Raw genomic sequence first — 19,450 nt, 5'->3', positions numbered from 1 at the left:
CGCTTCCAGTTCTAATCGTTCAGAATGGAGAAGATCTTCTCGCGGTCGAAATTGGCCCCGCAGAGAACCACGATGTTGGTCTGCCCCCTGCAGCGCTCCGCAACCTTGAGAAACCCGGCAAGAGCAAGGGCCGCGGCGCCTTCGACGATCTGGTTCTCCTTGAAGGCCAGATCCCGAAGAGCTCCGGCGATCTCGGCTTCCGTGCATGCCACGACTCCGTCGATCACGGAGAGCGCAAGCGGCAGCGTGATGCTGTCCTCGTCCATACCGCCGGCCACGCCGTCGGCAAGCGTATCCAGATGCTCCGTTTCGACGACACGTCCCGCCTCGATGGCCGCAGCGAGAGCCGCCGAGTTCTGAGCCGCTACGCCGAAGATCCGCGTGCGCAGGCTGAAACTCTTGAGCACGGATCCGATGCCGCCGATCAGGCCTCCGCCTCCCATAGAGACAAAGACGTTGTCGATGCTGTCAGCCTGCTCGAGGAGCTCCAGTCCGATAGAGCCCTGCCCGGCCACGACCTCGGGATCGTTATAGGGAGAGACATAGACCAGGCCGTGGGAGGCTGCCTCCTGCTGGGCGTGCAGTTCTGCCAGCCCGCTCTCGGCACCATGCAGGATAACATTGACGTTGAAGGAGCGGATCCGCTCGAGCTTCGCTTGCGAAACCGTCTCAGGCAGGACGACAGTCAAGACCTGCCCGATGGAACTCGCCGCCTGCGCCGTTGCGATGCCGTGATTGCCCGACGAGGCTGTGATGACGCCACGGTCGAGTCCGAGCGATGTCATCTTGCTCGCGGCACCCCGAATCTTGAAGGATCCGGTGAGCTGAAAGTTCTCGGCCTTGAAGTACACGGAGGATCCGGTCTCGCGGCCGATCTGACGGGACGGCAGCAGAGGCGTTTCGAAGATGTGCGGTCGGATGCGCCGGCGCGCCTGGACCGACCGCGCGGCGGTTTCGAGAACGATGCTGTTCATGGCGTCACCTCATTCGACGACTCGACGGAACTCGCCGCAGGGATCGGCCTCTGTCCCGCCGCTCGCTCGGCGATCGTTTGGAAGAGCGCGGCAGAGCATTCGATCATGGCTTCGAACTGGCTGATGATGATGTTCTCGTTCGGCGAGTGGAGCATCGCCCCATGATGGGTGATGCCGATGCCGACGATACTCGCGCCGAGCTGCTCGACAAAAGGATGAGCCGTGCCGGAGGCCGGCGAACTCGGCTGCACGATGACAGGTTGCCCGAAGTGTTCCTCCAGGATTGTCTTCGCGTCTTGGATGAACCAGTGATTGGTCGACGATCGAATAGGCTTCACGTTGGCATCGTGAACGATGAGCTCGACATCGTCGAAGCCATGCCGGTCGAGATGCGCGCGCAGAAGACCCACGATCTGCTGGGGATCCTGGTCGGGAACGAGGCGGAAGTCGACTTTGACCAAGCCTTGCGCCGGCACGACCGTCTTGGCTCCCTCGCCCGTATAGCCGCCGGAAAAGCCATTGACGTTCATGCATGGGGAGAAATTCAAAGCCGTGTAGAAATTCTCCTCGTCGATGCCCTGGAGAACCCGCTGCCCGCCGGTCGCCTGAACGAGGCTGCGAAACGAGAACGGCGGCGTGCCGGCGAGCCTCCGCTCCTCCTGTGCGGGGTGCCGGATCGCATCATAGAACCCGTCGATCAGAACGCAGCCCGCATTGTCGCGCAGGGAAGCGGTCGCGGCGGCAAGCCGCCAAAGGGCGTTGTCGAAGATCACGCCCAAGCTCGAATGCAGGTCGGCCGTCGCGGTCCGGCAGCGCAGCTCGACGGCCATCACGCCCTTGAAGCCGCACAGGATGATGGGCCGGCCGCTCGAGTCGATCTCGCCGTATTCCCACCAGCAGACATCGACCTTCTCGTCCTGGAAGCGAGCCTTCAGGAATGCTTCGAGCGACGGGCTGCCGATCTCCTCCTCGCCGTCGACCAGCCAGATGAGCTTGAAGGGCAAAGGCTCGGGATACCGTTCCCGGAACAGGCGCCAGCCCTCGAGGCGGCTGACGAACTCGCCCTTGTCGTCGGCGACACCCCGTCCGTACCAGCGCCCGCCGCGTTCGCTCAGCTCGAACGGAGGGCTGTCCCACAAGGGCAGCGGATCCTCCGGCTGCACGTCGTAGTGGTTGTAAACCATTACGGACAAAGGCCCCTCGCCGATCTCGCCGACTACGAAGGGGCCGATCCCGCCGGGATGGATCTCGGTCTGAAAGCCGGCGCCGTCGAGGAGATCGCGCACGGCCTCGGCGCATTCGGGCAGATTCTGAGCCCGCGCGCTCACCGATGGAATAGCGACGAGGCGGCGGAGATCCGTCGCGGCTCGCAGCAAGTGGTCGTTCCGCCGCATCGCGTGTAGGCCCTACCCTAGACCGTGGCGGACGAGAAACGCGTCGAGGCGAGCCAGCCCCTCGACCAGATCCTCGGTCTTTACGCCGATGCCGAGACGGATGTGGCGCTCGATTCCGAACCAGGCCCCGGCCACCACGAAGACGCTTTCCTCTTCCCGCAGCCTGTTCGACAACTCTTCGGACGGCATGTCGAAATCGTAGTGCAGGAACGCCATGCCGCCCGCCGCAGGACGCTGCCAGGACCAGCGGTTCCGCTTCTCGACCCAGCCCTCTACGATGTCGGCGTTCGCGCGCAGGAGGGTCCGCCCTCGCGCCAGGATGCGCTCGCGATTCCCTGGCTCCATAACGGCCGCCCCCAGGATCTGGCTCAGGATCCCGCTGCCGATCGTCGTGTAGTCCTGCCGCTTGGCCGCCTCTTCGACGACGCCCTCCGGCCCGACGATCCAGCCGAGACGCAGGCCCGGACAGGCGAAAGACTTGGACAGGCTGCTGGTGACGATGACGCGGGAATAGCCCCCGTAGAATGTCTCCGTCTCCGCCCCGTCGATCTCGCCGCCCCGATAGATCTCGTCGACCATCAGCCACGCGCCCGCCTTCTGCGCGGCCGCCAGCAGCGCATCGCGGCTCCGGGACGACAGGACCACACCGGTCGGGTTGCCGGGATTGGTGACGCAGATCAGCTTCACGCCGTCCATGGCGGCACCCAGACCTTCCGGATCGATCTGCCAGCCGTGATCGGCGAGAAGGGGAAGGCGCTCGATGGACATGCCCAGGGCCCGCCCGAGTCCATCCACCTGCATGAAGTTGGGAACCGCGAAGAGCACCTTGTCGCCTGGATCGACCAGCGCCATCAGGGCGATCATCGTCGCCTCCGACGATCCGTTGGTCACCAGAACGTTGGACGCCGAGGCGCCCGGATACCAGTTGGCGATGGCGGCCCTGAGATCCGGCCTCCCGTCCGTCCAGCCGTAGCCGAGCGGCTGGCGCAGCAGCGCCTGCGCGTGATCGGCCGGCAAGATCTCCTCGATGGTGCAGGGATGGACCCCGCTTTCCGTCAGATTGATCTCGACACCGTTCTCGTACAGCGTCTGGTTCCGCTCCATCAGGAAGGTATCGAACTGCACTCAAGGCTCCATTCGGGATGAGGAAGAAACTCCGGATGCAGCGGATCGTAGGCGCGCATTCGGGAGACCGGACCATGGCAGCCAAGCAATTAAACAGTCAAGTCCATTTTGGACTATGAAGTCCAAAAGCCTGATGCTACAGACCCGGTACGTTGCTTTGCAGTGCGGGGATGGCCATGAAGATCGAAGAGTTCACGCTCGAGCGCATCCAGTCGCTCTATGAGAACACGGTTGAGTACAACCTGTCCGACAGCGGCGTACATCCTTATTCGCTGCGCGAACTTTTGACCCCGGAGCAGCAGGCCCAGGTGCTCGACGTGGAACTGGGCTATGGCTGGACGAACGGCCGCGTGGAGCTGCGGCGGGCGATCGCCAATCTCCATCCAAACCGCAACCCGGACCACGTGATCGTCACCAATGGCTCGGCAGAGGCGAATTTTCTCCTCGTGATGTCCGTGCTGGAGCCCGGCGACGAACTCGTGGTCTTCGTCCCGAACTATCTGCAGATCTGGGGTTGGGCCCGCGCCATCGGCGTCACCGTCAAGGAGGTCCTGCTTCGCGAGGAGCTCGGCTGGACCCCGGACCTCGACGACGTCCGCAAGGCGATTTCCAGCCACACGAAGATGATGACCATCTGCAATCCCAACAACCCGACCGGGGCCGTCCTGTCCCGCGAGACGATGGATGGCCTCGTGGCGATCGCGCGCCAACACGGCATTTACCTCCACGCTGACGAGGTCTACAAGGGCGCGGAGCTAGACCAGGACGAGCCTCCGAGCTTCGCGGATCTCTACGAGAAAGCGATTATCACGAGTGGATTGTCGAAGGCCATGGCGCTTCCGGGCCTGCGCATCGGCTGGCTGGTCGGACCAGCTCAGGAGATCTACGCGTCCTGGCAGCGCAAAGACTACACGTCAATCACGACAGGCGCCGTGAGCGAGTTCGTGGCGGAGATCGCCGTGCAGCCCGCCAAGCGCCAGGAGATCCTCGCCCGCAGCAAGCGCATCCTGCGCGAGAACCTCGCGCTGCTGCAGCGCTGGGTCGATCACAACAACGACCTGTTCTCCTTCGTGTCACCCAAGGCCGGCGGAATGGCCTTCGTCCGCTATGCCATGCCGATGAATTCGACCGAGTTGGTGCACCGCCTGCGCGAAGAGCGCGGCATCATGCTCCTGCCGGGTGACGTCTATGGCATGGATCACTACATCCGGGTCGGCATCGGAGCTCCCGCCCATCATCTGGAAGCCGGCTTGGAAAGGCTCGCGGCTTTCGTGCGCGCACAGAACAGATGAGCCGCGCGAGCAAGGCGAGCGACGCAGTGGCGCTCACACCTGAGCTGGCGAGCTATGCGCCGGTCTGCGACGCCATCGCCCTTCTCTTCCAGCCCTACGCGGAAGTCGTGCTCCACGATCTCGCGACCGAGACCGTGGTGCATCTCTCCAACCCGTTCTCCAAGCGGGAACTCGGCGAGCCGTCCCTTCTCCACGAGATCGACTTCAAACCGTCCGACATCATCATTGGGCCCTATGAGAAAGTGAACTGGGACGGCCGGCGCATCAAATCTGTCAGCGCCGTCCTGCGCACGAACGGGAAGTCCATCGGTATCCTGTGCATCAATGTGGACGTCTCGCACTTCCATGCCGTCATGCAGACGCTGAATGCGCTCGTCGCCGTGCCGCAATCACCCGAGAAGCCAGCCTCGCTATTCAAGGAGGACTGGCATGAACGGATCAACGAGTACATCCAGTCCTGGACTCGCGCGCGCGGTCTCACCATCACCGAGATGAGCCGCGCACAGAAGCAGCAGCTCGTCGCGGATCTGGCCGGTGACGGAGCGTTCGGCGGGCGCAACGCGGCGGCCTATATCTCCCGCGTGCTCGGTCTCGGCCGTGCCACGGTCTACAACTACCTCAAGAAGGATCAGGCCTGAGGCGGCAGGAGCGCGTCGCGAATGGCCTGCCAGCTTTCCCTGTCCGGCGCGCTGATGAGACCGCCGCTGCGATTCACGGGACGGTAAGGCGAACCGTCGAAATGCGCCGTGTAGCCGCCAGCCTCCTGATGAATCAGCCATCCAGCTGCATGATCCCACGGCATCACGCTGGACGAGAACGAGAAGTGAAGGTAGCCGGCCGCGGTCTGGCGGTAGGTGTGGGCCGCACAGCGGAGATCGGCCGCCATCGCGACCTTCGGCAGATTCCTCGTCACTACAGGGCGGAGGTCTTCGGGCAGATAACGCCATGAGACATTACCCGCCATCTGTGACAGGGGCGTCGGTGCGGCAACCTGAAGCGGGCTGCTGCTGCCGTCCGGGCGCTGGATCCACGCCCCTTCGCCGCGGACCGCCATGGCCCAATCGTCAGAGATCGGATCGAGGATCACGCCGCCGACGATCTCGCCCTTCATCACCGCAGCGGCCATCACACCGAAGAGCGGCAGCCCGGAGGCGAAATTCAGCGTGCCGTCGACGGGATCGAGAATGAACGCGAGGTCAGCGTCACCGAGCCCGTCGAGCAGGCTCGCGTTGCGACTCACGCCCTCCTCGCCGATGACCAGAGCTCCCGGGAACCGGCGCAGGAGCTCGGCTTCGATGACGCGCTCGGCGGCCTCGTCGGCATCCGTCACGAGGTCGAGCTGCGAAGACTTGGTCCGGATGGCGTCAGCAGACAGGTTGCGGAACCGCGGCAGAATCTCGGCCTGAGCCGTCGTCCTGAGGATATGCGCGACGTCGAGTGCATCGGCTCGGGTAAAGGTCATGAGCGTCTGGTATCCCTCTTGTTTCTCGGCAACCTGCTAGATCATCTCAAGTGGGCGCTTGCGCCGGGGCGGAGAATATTCTCCATCGATCGCTGCAAGATCCTCCGGACTGAGCCGAATCTCAAGCGCTCGATGATTGTCCTGTACATGCTCGGCACGGGAGGCCTTGGGGATCGCGATCAAGTTCGGCTTTTGCAGAAGCCAGGCCAACGCGACCTGGAACGGGCTTGCGCCGTAAGACTGACCGATTGTCTGCAACACGCCCCCGCGGGGGAGCCTGCCCTGTTCGACCGGGCTGTAGGCCATGAGCGGCATGCGGCGCTCGGCCATCCATGGAAGGAGATCGAATTCTGGTCCACGCCGGGTGACGTTATAGAGCACTTGGTTGGTCGCACAGGTCGCCCCTCCGGGTGCCTGAAACAGCTCCTCCATGTCATCCACATCGAAGTTGCTGACCCCCCAATGGCGGATTTTGCCGGAGCGCCGGAGTTCCTCGAAGCCGGCTACGGTCTCCTCCAACGGCACGCCGCCGCGCCAATGCAGGAGGTAGAGATCCAACCGGTCCGTCCGCAGGCGCTTGAGGCTCCGCTCGCACGCCTCGACGACGCCCTGACGACTAGCATTGTGGGGATAGACTTTGCTCACCAGGAAGAGACGATCGCGCTGGTCGGCAAGGGCTTCGCCCGCGAGTTCCTCCGCGGCTCCGTCTCCATACATTTCGGCCGTATCGATCAGCGTCATGCCGAGTTCGACGCCGAGGCGAAGCGCTTCGACCTCCTCCGCGCGGTTGCCCGCCCGCTCGGCCATCTGCCACGTTCCCTGCCCTAGGGCCGGAACGGTCTCGCCTCCTGGCAGGATTGCACTGAGGCTCATGTCGCAAACTCCTCGTCGGGGATGATGCTCGTCGGGGCGGCACGAGCGTTGACGGAAAGCAATGGTGCCCGCACTGCTTTGGCGCTTGTGCCGGCCCTTGGATTGCTACTGCAGACGAGGGCCCTTCATGAAGCGGCCCCGATCGGCAGATCGTACCGTCACATCGAACCTGTCTCCTTCCCGCTCAAGGGTCAGGGGAACATCGACGCCGGCGGCGCCAAGAGCCCAGATGGCGCGATAGAACTCGGCCAGCGACGTCACCGGCTGACCGGCAACCGCATGGATCTGGTCTCCAGCCCGCAGGCCCGCCCGCTGTGCGGGGGCATCCCCGGCGAGCCCGATGATCATGATCTGATCGTCCTCCGCCTCCGCGACATAGAATCCGAGCCACGGCCTTGGCTGGTTTCTGGTCCGCCCATGAGTCAGGAGCTCGTCCAAGATCGGCTTCAGGAGATCGACGGGCACGCTCATGTTCAGAGGAACGACGGTACCGCCCGAAGCTTGGTGCTGGAGCTGGAGAGACCCGATGCCGATCAGGTCCCCTCGCGGGCCGATCAACGCCGTTCCGCCCCAGTTGGGGTGCGCCGGCGCGGTGAAGATGGCCGGATCGATCAGGTATTCCCAGTAACCGGCGAACTCCTGACACGCGACAACCTGTGCGGCAAGCGAATGGCTCTGGCCCCCGCTGCCTCCGACGACGACCTGGTCACCGGGCTGCAAACGTCGAGAATCCCCGAGGGTCAGCACCGGCACGCCCAGGGGCTCGAGCGCCTGCACCAATCCGAAGCCGCTTTCATAGTCGTAAGCGAGCACATGTGCCTGAACGACACGGCCCTTGTTGGTCGTGAGCCAGACTTCTTCCGCCTCGGCAATCAGGTACCCGATGGTGACGACCAAGCCGTCATCCCGGATGACGACGCCCTGCCCGGCCCGCTCCGTCCCGAGCGTTTCCGCCGTGAAGGCATCGTCGGGCACCCGCGCCCTAAGGGAAACTACGGCCGCCAGGGCATTCTTCAGATCATAGTCGAGGGTTCGCGGATCGGGCTGGTACTCAGGAGGGATTTCCCATTCGTCGGGTGATTGCATGAATTGCTCCTCAGGCTCCCGGCAGAGAGCCTGCACCCTTCAAAATGGCAGGAAACGCGGCGCCTTCAACAGGCCTCCCCCTTTTGACGCAGAAAAACCCGTCACCAGACAGAGGATCCGGCAACGATGTGCAACTTCGCGACGTGCCCGACGTGGTGAAGGCAGAGGGTACGTTACGCCGCCTCGCGGGTTTCCATAACAGCCACGCTCTGGGCTTCAACCCAGATCTGCTCCTGCTTCTTTTCGAGTGTGCGCAGCGCGTGCCGGGCATAAAGACGAAACTCGTGCTTCAGAACCCGCGACGCAGTTTCCCAAACCCCGGTTTCATGCCGAGCGACGAAGAATGCCCGAGCGATCTGCTCGATTTCCTGGTCCGTCTGATCCACCTGTGCCCCCACAGAAGCCCTTACGGCTCCGTCAACTGCTCCGAAAAGCACTTTCGGCTGCAACTGTCGGCAAGGTGTCTGATTTGCGGACTCGTGTCTGTACCCAAAAAGACACGATTCTGCCGCAAATGCGGGTCGGAAGACCTTCCCGCGCGGGGCAGGGCAAAGGCCTCGCCGCTTGATCCGACGCCCTTCTCCTGGAGCACTCCACGTGTCCAAGCTATCGGACAAAGCCGGGCTGACGGATCACGACCGCCTTCTCTCGCACGGTGCTCAGGCAGCCCTCGCCGTAGCCAGGAACCGACCGATGTCCTGCCTCAGGCGACCAAGCTGCTGATCCAGAGTCTGCTTCGCGCTTGAGACGTGCTGCGCCGCTGCTGCCGCGGATGCCGTCGATCCGGTCAGTGCCTCGATGCTGCGAACGACCGCATGCGTATGATCGGTGGTCTGGCTGACGTTCACCGCGATATCCGAGGTTACCGCGGCCTGTTCCTCGACCGCGGCGGCGATGGCCGTGGCGATACCGCTCAGTTCCTCCATGATGCGGCCGATGTCATCGATATCGGCCACGCTGCGTTGCGTCGCCTCCTGGATCGCGCCGATGCGGGAGCCGATCTCCGTCGTGGCTTTGGCGGTTTGGTTCGCAAGGGTCTTGACCTCCTGCGCGACGACCGCAAAGCCTTTGCCCATCTCTCCCGCACGGGCCGCCTCGATCGTGGCGTTCAGGGCGAGCAGATTGGTCTGAGCCGCAATGCGCTCGATCAGGTCGACCACATCTCCGATCTGTCTTGCCTGCTCGGCCAATCCGTTGACGGATTCCTTCGTACGTTGGGAGCTTTGCAGGGCATGTCGCGCGACGTCGGCCGAGCGGCTCGCCTGCTGCCCGATCTCACGCACGGACGACGCAAGCTGCTCCGTTGCGGCGGCTCCCGACTGCATGTTCGACGCCGTCTGCTCGGCCGCTGTCGTAACCTGAACGGCTAGGCTGCTGGCGCTCCCGGTTGCTTCGTCCAAAACCATCGCACTCTCCGACAAGGCACCACTTGCCTGGCCTGAGATATCGAGACTCTCCTGCACGGCGTCCGAGAAGTCGGCGACGGCCTGCGACAGAACCTCGCCCTTCTTCTGGCGGTCCTGGACGAAAGCATCCTGATACACGGAAATCGCGAAATCCATGTCGAGCATGACCGCCTGGTTCACCACCGCCAGCTTGCGCGCGAGCGCTGCTGCGTTGAAGCGGTGCTTTTTCGACAGCGCCTTCACCAGCTCGTTCATGATGAAAGCATAGCCTCCGATGTACCACCGGGGCTCCAGGCCGATCTTGTTGTGAATGAGCCCGATGCGCTGGATCCCCTCCACATAGGCCGCATCGAACCTGCCGCTGAACAGCCGGCCCCAATGCTGCATCTGGGCGGACACGAGCCTGGATTGCTGGGTTCCGATCATCTTCGACAGGTGCGGCTGCCGATGCATATGGGCATAGAACAGCTCAAGGATCCGGGGCAGTTCGGACGAGATGTCCTTCCAGATGATGGGAAGATCGTGGCACACCCTTCCATCGATTCCAATGAACGCGAGCCGCTCAGCGAGCAATGAATCATTTTGCAATGGACTTCCTCAGGATTCGGCAATTGGGGAAATCTCTAAGGTGCCATGCTTGGCCGAAGCTGACTGCCAACCCGGGGCAGTGACCCGTGATCTGCGTCAGTTTGTACCTATCCACGCTGAAACCATTCCATGAACCAAGCGTTAACCTTAGCGGTTTTGCGGGGCTTCGAGATGCTCGATAACATTGCAGATTATTCAGGATCCTCCCTTTCCGGTTCGCGGACGCTTCCCTCGCGGCACAATGTGCCGCCGCTTCCCCATGCGGTACAGGAACATCTCGGCCAGATGTTGAGAGCCGATTATTATGAGCGGACGGAAAAGCCGCGTTACCTCGGTGATACTGCGCTTCCGCTCGAATTCGACCCATATCTCTACCGTCTCGAACAGAAAGAGCGGGCTCTCAGGCTCATGAGGGCTCGGGAACAGGGCACGCGGGCGGTCGCCGACGCGCTCTCGGGGCTCGAGATCTAAAGCGCATCCCGGAGGAGCGGAGTTCTTTTCATCCCGTCCCGCCGGACGGCAGGTGCCGATTCAGGTCGCGTTCAAGGTCCGCGGCCCAGAAGAGCTGAGCTCGAGGAAGAGCCCGGCAATCCTGCCGGTGCGTCTTAACTCCTCTCGCGGATGGATGTCTCGAAGAGCATGGAACATGAAAGCGGAAGAGTCGTTCTGAGGCGGGCATTCAGGCGGCTGGAGCAGGAGGTGCCGGGCAAGGTTGCCCGCGTCCTTCGCAGCCTCCGTCACCCGGATTCGCGCTGGGTGAGGATTCCCGCGGGCATCCTGCTCATCCTGGGCGGGATCTTTTCGATCCTGCCGTTTCTCGGTCTCTGGATGCTCCCCCTGGGCCTGCTGCTGATCGCCTATGACATCCCCTTCCTGCAGAAGCCGGTCGGTCGCTTCACCCTCTGGGCGATCCAGAAATGGGCTTCTTTCCGGCAATGGTTCTTTCCGGAGCGCCCGAGGGGCTGAGGCCCGTCGCGAGGACCAGCCGCCCGGGTCGCTCAGGACTGCTGCTCACCTCGGCTTGACGCCCCCAAGCTCATCCTCGATGTAGATGGAAATGATTTCGTCGAAGCTGGACTCGGCCCGGAAGCCGAGGCTCTCCGCGCGGCGGGCATCGAAGTGACGGGGCCATCCTTCGACGATCCGGATGATGGCGGGATCGGGATCGTGACGGATCCTAGCGACGGCTTCGTCGCCCGCGACCCGCCGGAGCGCATCGATCTGCTCGCCCACGGTCACCGACACGCTCGGCATGGTCAGGCTGCGGCGAGGGCCGATCTTTGAGGTGTCCATGCTCGCCGCATGGATGAGGAAATTGACGGCCGACCGGGGCGAGGCATGGGCATGCCGGACATCCGTCGAGACCGGCAGGATCGCCTCCTGACCGTTGAGCGGCTCGCGGATGATGCCTGAAAAGAAACCTGAAGCGGCCTTATTGGGCTTGCCGGGGCGTACGCAGATCGTGGGAAGCCGTATTCCGACGCCGTCGAAGAACCCGCGTCGCGTGTAGTCGGCCAGCAGCAACTCGCCGATCGCCTTCTGCGCGCCGTAGCTCGTCAGCGGCGTCAGGAAGAACTCGTCCCCGATCGCATCCGGGAACGGGGCGCCGAAAACCGCAATGGAGGAGGTAAAGACAAGCCGCGGCTTGTACCCGCCTCCGACGACCCGCACCGCGTCGAACAGGTAGCGGGTGCCGTCCAGATTGATCCGGTATCCCTTGTCGAAATCGGCCTCGGCCTCGCCGGACACGATGGCCGCGAGATGAAAAATTACGTCGGGGCGGCCGGCAACGAGCTTCTCCGCCTCTCCCGGCATGGAGAAATCCGACGTCATCGTCTCGACCGCAAAGGGAGCATCGGGGCGCTCGGGCTCGACCACATCGTGGAGGTCGAGACGCGTGATTGCCTCTCGCCCCAGCCGGCCATCCTTCACCAGGCGTTCCGTAAGCTTGCGGCCGACCATGCCGGCCGCTCCGAGAATGAGGATCCGCATCGATCAGCAATCCTTTCAGGTCATGCCCGGTCACCGCAATGGACGTCCAGGTCGGAAATGTGGGTTGACGCCGCCGCTGCAGATTAAACCCATTCAGCGGCGCTGTTTCGCTCAGGAAGAATAGGTCACTTTTGCCGAACCTTGTCCAGTGCCGCGTACATGGACGCCGGCACGTACGGGAGCCTGTCCACCGAGCCTGCTGCCCATCCCGCGTCTCGTCCTTTCAGCCTGCACGCGACGTCTTGATCGACGATCGGATTCGGGCCTTTATGCGATCGGTGCGGCGGAATCGAACCCGGCCCGATGGTGAACGCGAAGCGCACGCTGCACGCCGTCGACCCAGGTCTTCTTCTCTGCCGAACGTACGGGGCCAACCAGGGGCCGACGATGATGAGGAACATGGAGAAGCTCTTCGATCTGTCAGGTCGCATCGCCCTCGTGACCGGATCGAGCGCCGGGATCGGCTGCGCACTCGCGAGCGGACTCGGGCGAGCAGGAGCGCAGGTCGTTCTGAACGGGCGCCGACCCGAGAAAGTCGCCGATGCGGCACGGAAGCTTAGGGACGAGGGCGCACTGGTTTTCGAGATGGCCTTCGATGTGACGGACAGGGCCGCCGTGATGGCGGCCGTCGAGGAAATTGAAGTCGACGTCGGGCCCATCGACATCCTGATCAACAATGCGGGCATGCAGCGTCGCGGGCCGCTCGAGGACTACCCGGAGGAAGCTTGGCACCAATTGATGACGACGAATGTCGACAGCGTCTTCTACGTGAGCCAGGCGGTTGCCAGGCGCATGATTCCGCGCGGTCGGGGAAAGATCATCAACATCTGCTCGGTGCAGAGCGAACTCGGCCGCCCCTCGATCGCCCCTTATGCGGCGACGAAAGGCGCCGTCAAGATGCTGACGAAGGGCATGGCGATCGACTGGGGCAAGCATGGCCTTCAGGTCAACGGCATCGGCCCGGGCTATTTCAAGACGGAGCTCAATCAGGCCCTGGTCGACGACAAGGCCTTCTCCGACTGGCTCATTGCCCGTACGCCGTCCCGCCGCTGGGGAGAGCTGGAGGATCTCATCGGAGCGGCCGTGTTCCTCGCATCCGATGCCGCCAACTTCGTCAACGGGCAGATCCTCTACGTCGATGGCGGTGTGACGGCCTCCCTCTGAACGACACCGAAACCTGGCGTTAACGTTTGAGCCGTAGATCGCCATTGGCGGTTGCCATCTCGGCGCAGGGTGGTTAGCAACGTCACCTGTGATTTGCCGGAAAGCTACTTGGGAGGTGCTTCATGCCCCACGGAGCGTACTGCGTTGCATTTAAGCATGATCGCTGGACTGTTTCTCAATTCGGACGGGATCTTGGATCGTTCCATTTTCGCGCGAAGGCCCTGAAATTCGCCGTCGAGTCCGCATGCTGGTCGGCCATATCGAACCGTCCGACCGTGTTCGTTCTCGATCGGACTGGCGACTTCTATACGGCGTGGTGCGGGGGGCGGGACAGCCTCAGCGCCGAGGCGTGAGTGCATTCTTGAGACTTCCGAACATCGCTGGGCACGACTGAGGGCGGGCAAGCGCCGGGGCTCGAAGGCATGATCTTCTACGCCAACACTCCTCCCCCGACCTTAGTCTGAACCGAGCTAAGCGACAGCTGCAGCCTGGTGGATCGCCGTGTTCTCCAACTCGACGCTCTGCGGCGTCTTCATCAGCGACTGGATCTTTTCTGCGAGGTCCGTTGCTCGATAGGGTTTGTAGAGAAGATTGAGGTCTTCGAGCTTGTCGTCGCCATCGAAGTAGCCGGTGGTCAGGAGAACCTGGATCTCGGGCTGCTCCCGCTGAATAAGCCGCGCCAAGTCGATGCCGCTGAGTTCTCCCGGCATCCGAACGTCGGAAAGGACGAGCTTGATGTCCGTCTTCGCCTTCAGGAGCCGGGCGGCCTCGTCGCCGGTCTCGGCTTCGAGCACCTTGAAGCCGAGGGAATGAAGGGTGGATTGCGCCACCTGGCGTACTGCCGGGTTGTCCTCGACCACGAGCACCGTGCGCCCGTCCCCGAACGGATGAGCCATGCCTGGTTGATGATCCGGCCCGCTTTCCGCAGCTTCATGAGAACGGGGAAGGAAGAGGCGGATCGTCGTACCGGCGTTCGGCGTGCTGTCGATCTCCACATGGCCATGGCACTGCTGCACGAAGCCATAGACCATGCTCAGGCCCAGGCCGGTCCCCTTGCCGCTCTCCTTCGTGGTGAAGAAGGGCTCGAAGACCTTCTCGAGCACCTCGGGCGGCATGCCGATGCCCGTATCACTGACCGAAATCACGACGAACTCGCCGCCGGGCGTGGGTCTGCCCTCCTCCACAGCCTGGTTCTCGATGCTGATCGTCAGATCGCCGCCGTCCGGCATGGCGTCGCGCGCATTGACCGCGAGGTTCAGCAAGGCTGCCTCGAACTGAGCACGGTCGACCTGAATCGGCCAGATGCCGTCGCCAGAACGGAAGCTTGCATTGATATGTTCGCCCAGCGTTCTGCGCATCAGTTCCAGAAGGCTCGGCATCAGGCTCGTGACGTCGATCGTCGAGACCTGCAGCGCCTGACGCCGCGAGAAGGTCAGGAGCCTGTACGTGAGATCCGCACAATGCTGGGCGCTCTCCAGGGCCATGCGAACCCGACGCTCGGCCTTCTCGTTGCCCTGAATGGATTTCTTCAGCAGGTCGAGATTGCCGATCACGACGCTCAGCATGTTGTTGAAGTCATGCGCGATTCCGCCAGTGAGACGGCCGACGGCCTCGAGCTTGCTGGCGTGAAGCAGGTTCTGCTCCATCTGCTTGCTTTCGGTAATGTCGAACCACATGCCGAAGAACTCACGCGGTCGTCCGTCCTCATCTCGCATGAGCACCGTCTGATCGAGAAAATACCGTTCGACGCCATCGGCGCATCGCCACCGGTACTCGAGATTGACAGCTCCCTCTTCCCCTAGACGCTTGAGCTGAATCAGGACGCGTTCCTGATCTTCCGGGTTGATCCGGGAGGACCAGAAGTCGGGCCGCTCGAGGAAGGCCGCCGGACCGAATCCGGTGATGCGCTCGATGCTCTCGTTGGTGAAATGCAGACGCCGGTGATCCTCCTCGACCGAAGCCGTATAGAGCGCGATCGGCAGAGACTGCAGGACGATCGATTGATGTTCTTCGCGCCGGCGCAGGGCCTGTTCCGCCTTCAGTTTTTCGCTGCGGACATGAAGGTTGTCCATCAGCAGGCGCCGCTCCTGCTCGGCCTGCCGGCGGATCTCTTCGGTCTTGCGGTAAAGGTCGACGAAGATGTCGACCTTGGACTTCAGGATCAGGGGCTCGATGGGCTTGAAGACATAGTCAACCGCCCCTGCCGAGTATCCCTTGAAGACGTGCATGTCGTCCTTGTTGAAGGCCGTCAGGAACAAGATCGGCACCCGCGACGAACGCGGCCGGTTCCTGATCAGGCTCGCAACCTCGTATCCATCGAGACGCGGCATCTGAATGTCGAGAAGGATGACGGCGAAGTCGTCCTTCAGCACATGCCGCAGGGCTCCTTCACCCGAATCGGCGGTGACGATCTCGACGCCTGGAGAACGGAGCACCTCCTCGACGGCGATCAGATTGCGGGGGTCGTCATCGACAACCAGAATTTTGGCCGGTATCGGATCCGAAAGAGGACGCGCCGACACGAGATGAAAATCGTCCGGTTCCAGACCCGACTCCCCTCGCCTTACGTCTTCCGTCATGTGTTCAGCCCGGTCTCTGCGGCACCATTGGGAGCAATCCTCCCGTCCGGGATATATGTGCTCCGGCTGAGCTGAACGCGCAAGACGGCCAGGAGTTGATCCACATCGACAGGTTTCGACACGTAGTCGGTCGCACCCGCCTCGAGGCACTTCTCGCGATCACCCATCATGGCCTTCGCCGTTACCGCAACGAGGGGAAGGTCACGGTAGCGCGGAATCTTCCGGATGGCCCGCATGGTCTCGTAGCCGTCCATCTCGGGCATCATGATGTCGACGAGTGCCACGTCGAGATCCGGATTCGCCTGGAGCTTCTCGATGCCTTCCAGTCCGTTCTCAGCGAAGACGACCGAGATTCCATGCTGCTCGAGTGCGCTCGTCAGGGAGAAGATGTTGCGCATGTCATCGTCGATGATCAGCACCTTCCGGCCTTCGAGAGAACTGTCGCTACGCCGCTCGACGATGATGTGCTTTTCTTCCGGAATGGCGCTGATCGTCCGGTGCAGGAAGAGAGCCGTGTCGTTGAGGAGGCGCTCGGACGAGCCTTCGCCCTTGACGATGAGCGTCGCGGCGATGCCCTGCAGCCGACGCTCATCGGACTTCGTCAGGTCCTGACCGGTATAGATGACGATCGGCAGCTCCTCGCCTCCCTTCGTCTTGCGGATGCGCTCGATGAGCTCCGCACCGGGAAGGTCGGGAAGACCCAAATCGACGATCGCGCAGTCGAACTGCCGCGCCTGGATCACCTCCAGGGCACTTTCGGCCGTTCCCACCGCGGTCACGTCGACCTGTTCGCTCTTCATGAGTTCGGACAGGCTCATGCGCTGATTGTCGTCATCCTCGACGAGAAGCAGCTTCTTCACGGGCCGGTCGATGAACTCCTTGGTGCGGTTGAGCGCTCCCATGAGAGCTTCCCGGTCGACGGGCTTCTCCAGGAACCCGAAGGCACCGGCCTTGAGACCGCGCTTCTTCTGATCGTCGACCGAGATCACGTGGATGGGCACATGCCGGGTGCGAGGATCGTGCTTGAGCAGATCGAGGAGTGCCCAGCCGTCCATGTCGGGAAGTCCGATATCGAGCGTGATCGCATGGGGCTTGTAGCGATGCGCGAGGGCAAGGGCCGATGCCCCGTCCATGGCGATCAGTCCCCTGAAGCCCTCCTCCCGGGCGAGCTCCAGCAGGACGGAGGCGAACATCGCGTCGTCCTCGATGATGAGCACCACGCGATCACCACCGGTGATCGCGTGCCGATCGTCGAGCGAGGCCGAAAGGGCCATTGCGGCCGAGGGCTGACGGATCATCGATCCGGCCGATTCGTCGGAGGCGAGGTACTGCCCTGCTCCATTTCCGTTGGGTCTGGCGGCGGATTCGCTGCCGGCAATTCCGTGACTGGCCGGAGGATCGACCGGGACGAAGAGCGTGAAGGTCGAGCCGCTCCCCGGCGTGCTCGACACCACGATCTCGCCGCCGAGCAGACGGGCGATTTCGCGGCTGATCGAGAGACCCAGACCGGTTCCGCCGTACTTCCGGCTTGTCGTGCCGTCCGCCTGCTGGAAAGCCTCGAAGATGATGCGCTGCTTCTCCTCCGGGATGCCGATGCCCGTATCGGTCACCGACATGGCGATCCACTGGCTTCCCGCCCTCAAGGGCGTTCCCTCGGCCGATCCGATTTGAAGCGTCACGCCTCCGCGCTCCGTGAACTTGAACGCGTTCGACAGGAGGTTGCGCAGCACCTGCTGCAGCCGCTTCGAATCCGTCCGGATGGCGGGCGGCAGCTTGGGATCGACCTCCACATGGAAGTCGAGCCTTCTTTCCTCCGCCACCTGGCGGAAGGTGCGCTCCATGTTGTCGACCAGGTCCTTGAAGGCGACGCTCGACACTTCCAGGCTGACAGTGCCGGACTCGATCTTCGACAAATCCAGGATGTCGTTGATGAGCGAGAGAAGATCCGATCCCGCCGCGTGGATGGTCTTCGCAAACTCCCTCTGCTTGTCGGTCAGGTTGCCGTCCGAGTTTTCGGTCAGCAGCTTCGACAGGATCAGAAGCGAGTTCAGCGGCGTCCGCAACTCGTGGCTCATGTTGGCCAGGAACTGCGACTTGTAGCGCGAGGTCAGCGAAAGCTGCTCGGCCTTCTCCTCCAGGGCCGTCTTGGCGACGGACACTTCCTGGTTCTTGGTCTCGACCTCCCGCTTCTGGAGCTCGAGCAGCTGCGCCTTGTCCTCGAGCTCCTCGTTGGTCTTCTGAAGCGCTTCCTGCTGTTGCCTCAGGAGCTCTTCCGACTGACGCAGGGTTGCAGCCTGCTGCTCCAGACGGTCGTTGGTGTTCCGCAGCTCTTCCTGCTGGCTCTGCAGCTCGGTGGTCAGGAGCTGCGACTGCTTCAGCAGGCCCTCCGTCCGCATGTTCGCCGCGATGGTGTTGAGAACGATGCCGATCGACTCGGTGAGCTGCTCGAGGAAGGACTGGTGCGTCTCCGAGAACCGGCTGAAGGAGGCGAGCTCGATGACCGCCTTCACCTCCTGTTCGAACAGCACCGGCAGTACGATGATGTTGAGAGGCGGCGCCTCGCCGAGGGCCGAGCTGATGGTGATGTAGTCGCCCGGCACGTTGGTGAGCAGGATCCTCTTCCTCTCGTAGGCGACCTGCCCGACCAGACCTTCGCGCAGACGGAACCGGTTGTTAAGGTGCTTTCTCTCCGTGAATGCGTATGAGGCAACCATCTCCAGGATGGGCTCGCTCCCGTCGGTCTCGACCGTATAGAACACGCCCTGCTGCGCGTTCACGAGCGGAGCGATCTCCGACAGGATCATGTTGGACACGGTGGTGAGATCGCGCTCGCCCTGCAGCATGCGGGTGAACTTGGCGAGATTGGTCTTCAGCCAATCCTGCTCCGCATTCTTGAGCGTCGTGTCGCGCAGGTTGCGGATCATCTCGTTGACGTTGTCCTTGAGCGAGGCCAGCTCGCCCGAGGCTTCCACCGAAATCGACCGGGTCAGATCGCCCTTGGTCACGGCGGTGGCCACATCCGCGATGGCGCGCACCTGAGTGGTCAGGTTGGCCGCGAGCTGGTTCACGTTATCCGTGAGATCGCGCCACAGGCCGGCGGCGCCCGGCACCCTCGCCTGCCCGCCGAGCTTGCCTTCCACGCCCACTTCGCGGGCCACGTTAGTCACCTGATCGGCGAAGGTGGCGAGCGTGTCGATCATTTCGTTGATGGTTTCGGCCAGCGCGGCGATTTCGCCCTTGGCATCCACCGTCAGCTTGCGCTTGAGATCGCCCTCGGCGACCGCCGTCACCACGCTGGCGATGCCGCGCACCTGGCCGGTGAGGTTATTCGCCATCATGTTGACGTTGTCGGTGAGGTCCTTCCAGGTGCCGGCGACCCCGCGCACCTGCGCCTGCCCACCGAGCTTGCCCTCGATGCCCACCTCGCGGGCCACGCGGGTCACCTCGGACGCGAAGGAGTTGAGCTGATCCACCATGGTGTTGATGGTCGACTTCAGCTCCAGGATCTCGCCGCG

At 62.9% G+C, this 19,450-nt stretch carries 16 protein-coding genes; 5 read left to right on the top strand and 11 right to left on the bottom strand.

Features of this window, described 5'->3' with window-relative positions; translation table 11 throughout:
• Window positions 1-11: 11 nt before the first annotated feature.
• The 3 genes from KBI52_RS27180 to KBI52_RS27170 are packed head-to-tail and all read right to left on the bottom strand — an operon-like array spanning window position 12 to window position 3,493.
• Window positions 12-974 carry a pyridoxal-phosphate dependent enzyme gene (locus KBI52_RS27180; protein WP_173949599.1) on the bottom strand — a complete coding sequence of 321 codons (963 nt, stop codon included), beginning with the start codon at window positions 972-974 and terminating at the stop codon, window positions 12-14.
• The gene (locus tag KBI52_RS27175; protein ID WP_247654679.1) at window positions 971-2,350 is read right to left on the bottom strand and encodes a M20/M25/M40 family metallo-hydrolase; all 1,380 of its coding nucleotides are present in this window, start codon (window positions 2,348-2,350) and stop codon (window positions 971-973) included. The genes KBI52_RS27180 and KBI52_RS27175 overlap by 4 nt, the downstream gene beginning before the upstream one ends.
• Window positions 2,351-2,380: 30 nt before the next feature.
• Window positions 2,381-3,493: an aminotransferase class I/II-fold pyridoxal phosphate-dependent enzyme gene (locus KBI52_RS27170; protein WP_210812332.1), complete on the bottom strand. Its 1,113-nt coding sequence runs from the start codon at window positions 3,491-3,493 to the stop codon at window positions 2,381-2,383.
• A gap of 176 nt (window positions 3,494-3,669) precedes the next feature.
• Between KBI52_RS27170 and KBI52_RS27165 the strand changes: the two genes are divergently transcribed.
• Window positions 3,670-4,785 carry an aminotransferase class I/II-fold pyridoxal phosphate-dependent enzyme gene (locus KBI52_RS27165; RefSeq protein ID WP_210812331.1) on the top strand — a complete coding sequence of 372 codons (1,116 nt, stop codon included), beginning with the start codon at window positions 3,670-3,672 and terminating at the stop codon, window positions 4,783-4,785.
• Window positions 4,782-5,423, top strand: coding sequence for a transcriptional regulator (locus KBI52_RS27160; protein ID WP_173949603.1), 642 nt, complete (start codon window positions 4,782-4,784; stop codon window positions 5,421-5,423). The genes KBI52_RS27165 and KBI52_RS27160 overlap by 4 nt, the downstream gene beginning before the upstream one ends.
• Here KBI52_RS27160 and KBI52_RS27155 read toward each other — a convergent pair.
• The 5 genes from KBI52_RS27155 to KBI52_RS27135 all read right to left on the bottom strand — a co-directional run bounded on the left by KBI52_RS27155 (window position 5,414) and on the right by KBI52_RS27135 (window position 10,185).
• Window positions 5,414-6,247, bottom strand: a complete 834-nt coding sequence (locus KBI52_RS27155) for an inositol monophosphatase family protein (protein WP_173949604.1) — start codon at window positions 6,245-6,247, stop codon at window positions 5,414-5,416. The two genes, KBI52_RS27160 and KBI52_RS27155, sit on opposite strands and share 10 nt — an antisense overlap.
• Window positions 6,248-6,283: 36 nt before the next feature.
• Window positions 6,284-7,120, bottom strand: a complete 837-nt coding sequence (locus tag KBI52_RS27150) for an aldo/keto reductase (protein ID WP_210812330.1) — start codon at window positions 7,118-7,120, stop codon at window positions 6,284-6,286.
• Window positions 7,121-7,225: 105 nt separating this feature from the next.
• Entirely contained in the window at window positions 7,226-8,206 is a 981-nt protein-coding gene (locus tag KBI52_RS27145; RefSeq protein ID WP_173949606.1) for a S1C family serine protease, read from the bottom strand.
• A 173-nt stretch (window positions 8,207-8,379) separates the two neighbouring features.
• Window positions 8,380-8,592 carry a hypothetical protein gene (locus tag KBI52_RS27140; RefSeq protein ID WP_173949607.1) on the bottom strand — a complete coding sequence of 71 codons (213 nt, stop codon included), beginning with the start codon at window positions 8,590-8,592 and terminating at the stop codon, window positions 8,380-8,382.
• Between the two features lie 273 nt (window positions 8,593-8,865).
• Window positions 8,866-10,185: a globin-coupled sensor protein gene (locus KBI52_RS27135; RefSeq protein ID WP_247654684.1), complete on the bottom strand. Its 1,320-nt coding sequence runs from the start codon at window positions 10,183-10,185 to the stop codon at window positions 8,866-8,868.
• Window positions 10,186-10,371: 186 nt separating this feature from the next.
• Here KBI52_RS27135 and KBI52_RS27130 point away from each other — a divergent pair, with 186 nt between their 5' ends.
• Window positions 10,372-10,671, top strand: a complete 300-nt coding sequence (locus KBI52_RS27130; protein WP_173949609.1) for a hypothetical protein — start codon at window positions 10,372-10,374, stop codon at window positions 10,669-10,671.
• Window positions 10,672-10,899: 228 nt separating this feature from the next.
• Window positions 10,900-11,166: a hypothetical protein gene (locus KBI52_RS27125; protein ID WP_371823219.1), complete on the top strand. Its 267-nt coding sequence runs from the start codon at window positions 10,900-10,902 to the stop codon at window positions 11,164-11,166.
• Between the two features lie 45 nt (window positions 11,167-11,211).
• Here the strand turns inward: KBI52_RS27125 and denD are convergent, their stop codons facing one another.
• Window positions 11,212-12,192: a D-erythronate dehydrogenase gene (gene denD, locus KBI52_RS27120; protein WP_173949611.1), complete on the bottom strand. Its 981-nt coding sequence runs from the start codon at window positions 12,190-12,192 to the stop codon at window positions 11,212-11,214.
• 399 nt (window positions 12,193-12,591) lie between these two features.
• On the opposite strand from denD, the gene KBI52_RS27115 reads away from it, so the two are divergent.
• Window positions 12,592-13,356, top strand: a complete 765-nt coding sequence (locus tag KBI52_RS27115; RefSeq protein ID WP_210272364.1) for an SDR family oxidoreductase — start codon at window positions 12,592-12,594, stop codon at window positions 13,354-13,356.
• A gap of 470 nt (window positions 13,357-13,826) precedes the next feature.
• Here the strand turns inward: KBI52_RS27115 and KBI52_RS27110 are convergent, their stop codons facing one another.
• Window positions 13,827-15,935: a response regulator gene (locus tag KBI52_RS27110; RefSeq protein WP_210812327.1), complete on the bottom strand. Its 2,109-nt coding sequence runs from the start codon at window positions 15,933-15,935 to the stop codon at window positions 13,827-13,829.
• Window positions 15,932-19,450 (bottom strand): response regulator (locus KBI52_RS27105; protein ID WP_210812326.1); only part of this gene is annotated, 3,519 nt, incomplete at its 5' end. The genes KBI52_RS27105 and KBI52_RS27110, both read right to left, overlap by 4 nt.

This window comes from Microvirga sp. HBU67558, from assembly GCF_018069605.1.
Classification (GTDB): Bacteria; Pseudomonadota; Alphaproteobacteria; order Rhizobiales; family Beijerinckiaceae; genus Microvirga; species Microvirga terrae.
Note: the sequence above shows the minus strand (reverse complement) of the source record. Positions and strands in the feature narration are given on the sequence as shown.

What these genes read in the sequence shown, in the direction of transcription:
- KBI52_RS27160 (WP_173949603.1), top strand. Translation starts at nt 4,782, where the DNA reads ATGAGCCGCGCGAGCAAGGCGAGCGACGCAGTGGCGCTCACACCTGAG.
- KBI52_RS27130 (WP_173949609.1), top strand. Translation starts at nt 10,372, where the DNA reads ATGCTCGATAACATTGCAGATTATTCAGGATCCTCCCTTTCCGGTTCG.
- KBI52_RS27110 (WP_210812327.1), bottom strand. Translation starts at nt 15,935, where the DNA reads ATGACGGAAGACGTAAGGCGAGGGGAGTCGGGTCTGGAACCGGACGAT.
- KBI52_RS27180 (WP_173949599.1), bottom strand. Translation starts at nt 974, where the DNA reads ATGAACAGCATCGTTCTCGAAACCGCCGCGCGGTCGGTCCAGGCGCGC.
- KBI52_RS27115 (WP_210272364.1), top strand. Translation starts at nt 12,592, where the DNA reads ATGGAGAAGCTCTTCGATCTGTCAGGTCGCATCGCCCTCGTGACCGGA.
- KBI52_RS27145 (WP_173949606.1), bottom strand. Translation starts at nt 8,206, where the DNA reads ATGCAATCACCCGACGAATGGGAAATCCCTCCTGAGTACCAGCCCGAT.
- KBI52_RS27155 (WP_173949604.1), bottom strand. Translation starts at nt 6,247, where the DNA reads ATGACCTTTACCCGAGCCGATGCACTCGACGTCGCGCATATCCTCAGG.
- denD (WP_173949611.1), bottom strand. Translation starts at nt 12,192, where the DNA reads ATGCGGATCCTCATTCTCGGAGCGGCCGGCATGGTCGGCCGCAAGCTT.
- KBI52_RS27165 (WP_210812331.1), top strand. Translation starts at nt 3,670, where the DNA reads ATGAAGATCGAAGAGTTCACGCTCGAGCGCATCCAGTCGCTCTATGAG.
- KBI52_RS27150 (WP_210812330.1), bottom strand. Translation starts at nt 7,120, where the DNA reads ATGAGCCTCAGTGCAATCCTGCCAGGAGGCGAGACCGTTCCGGCCCTA.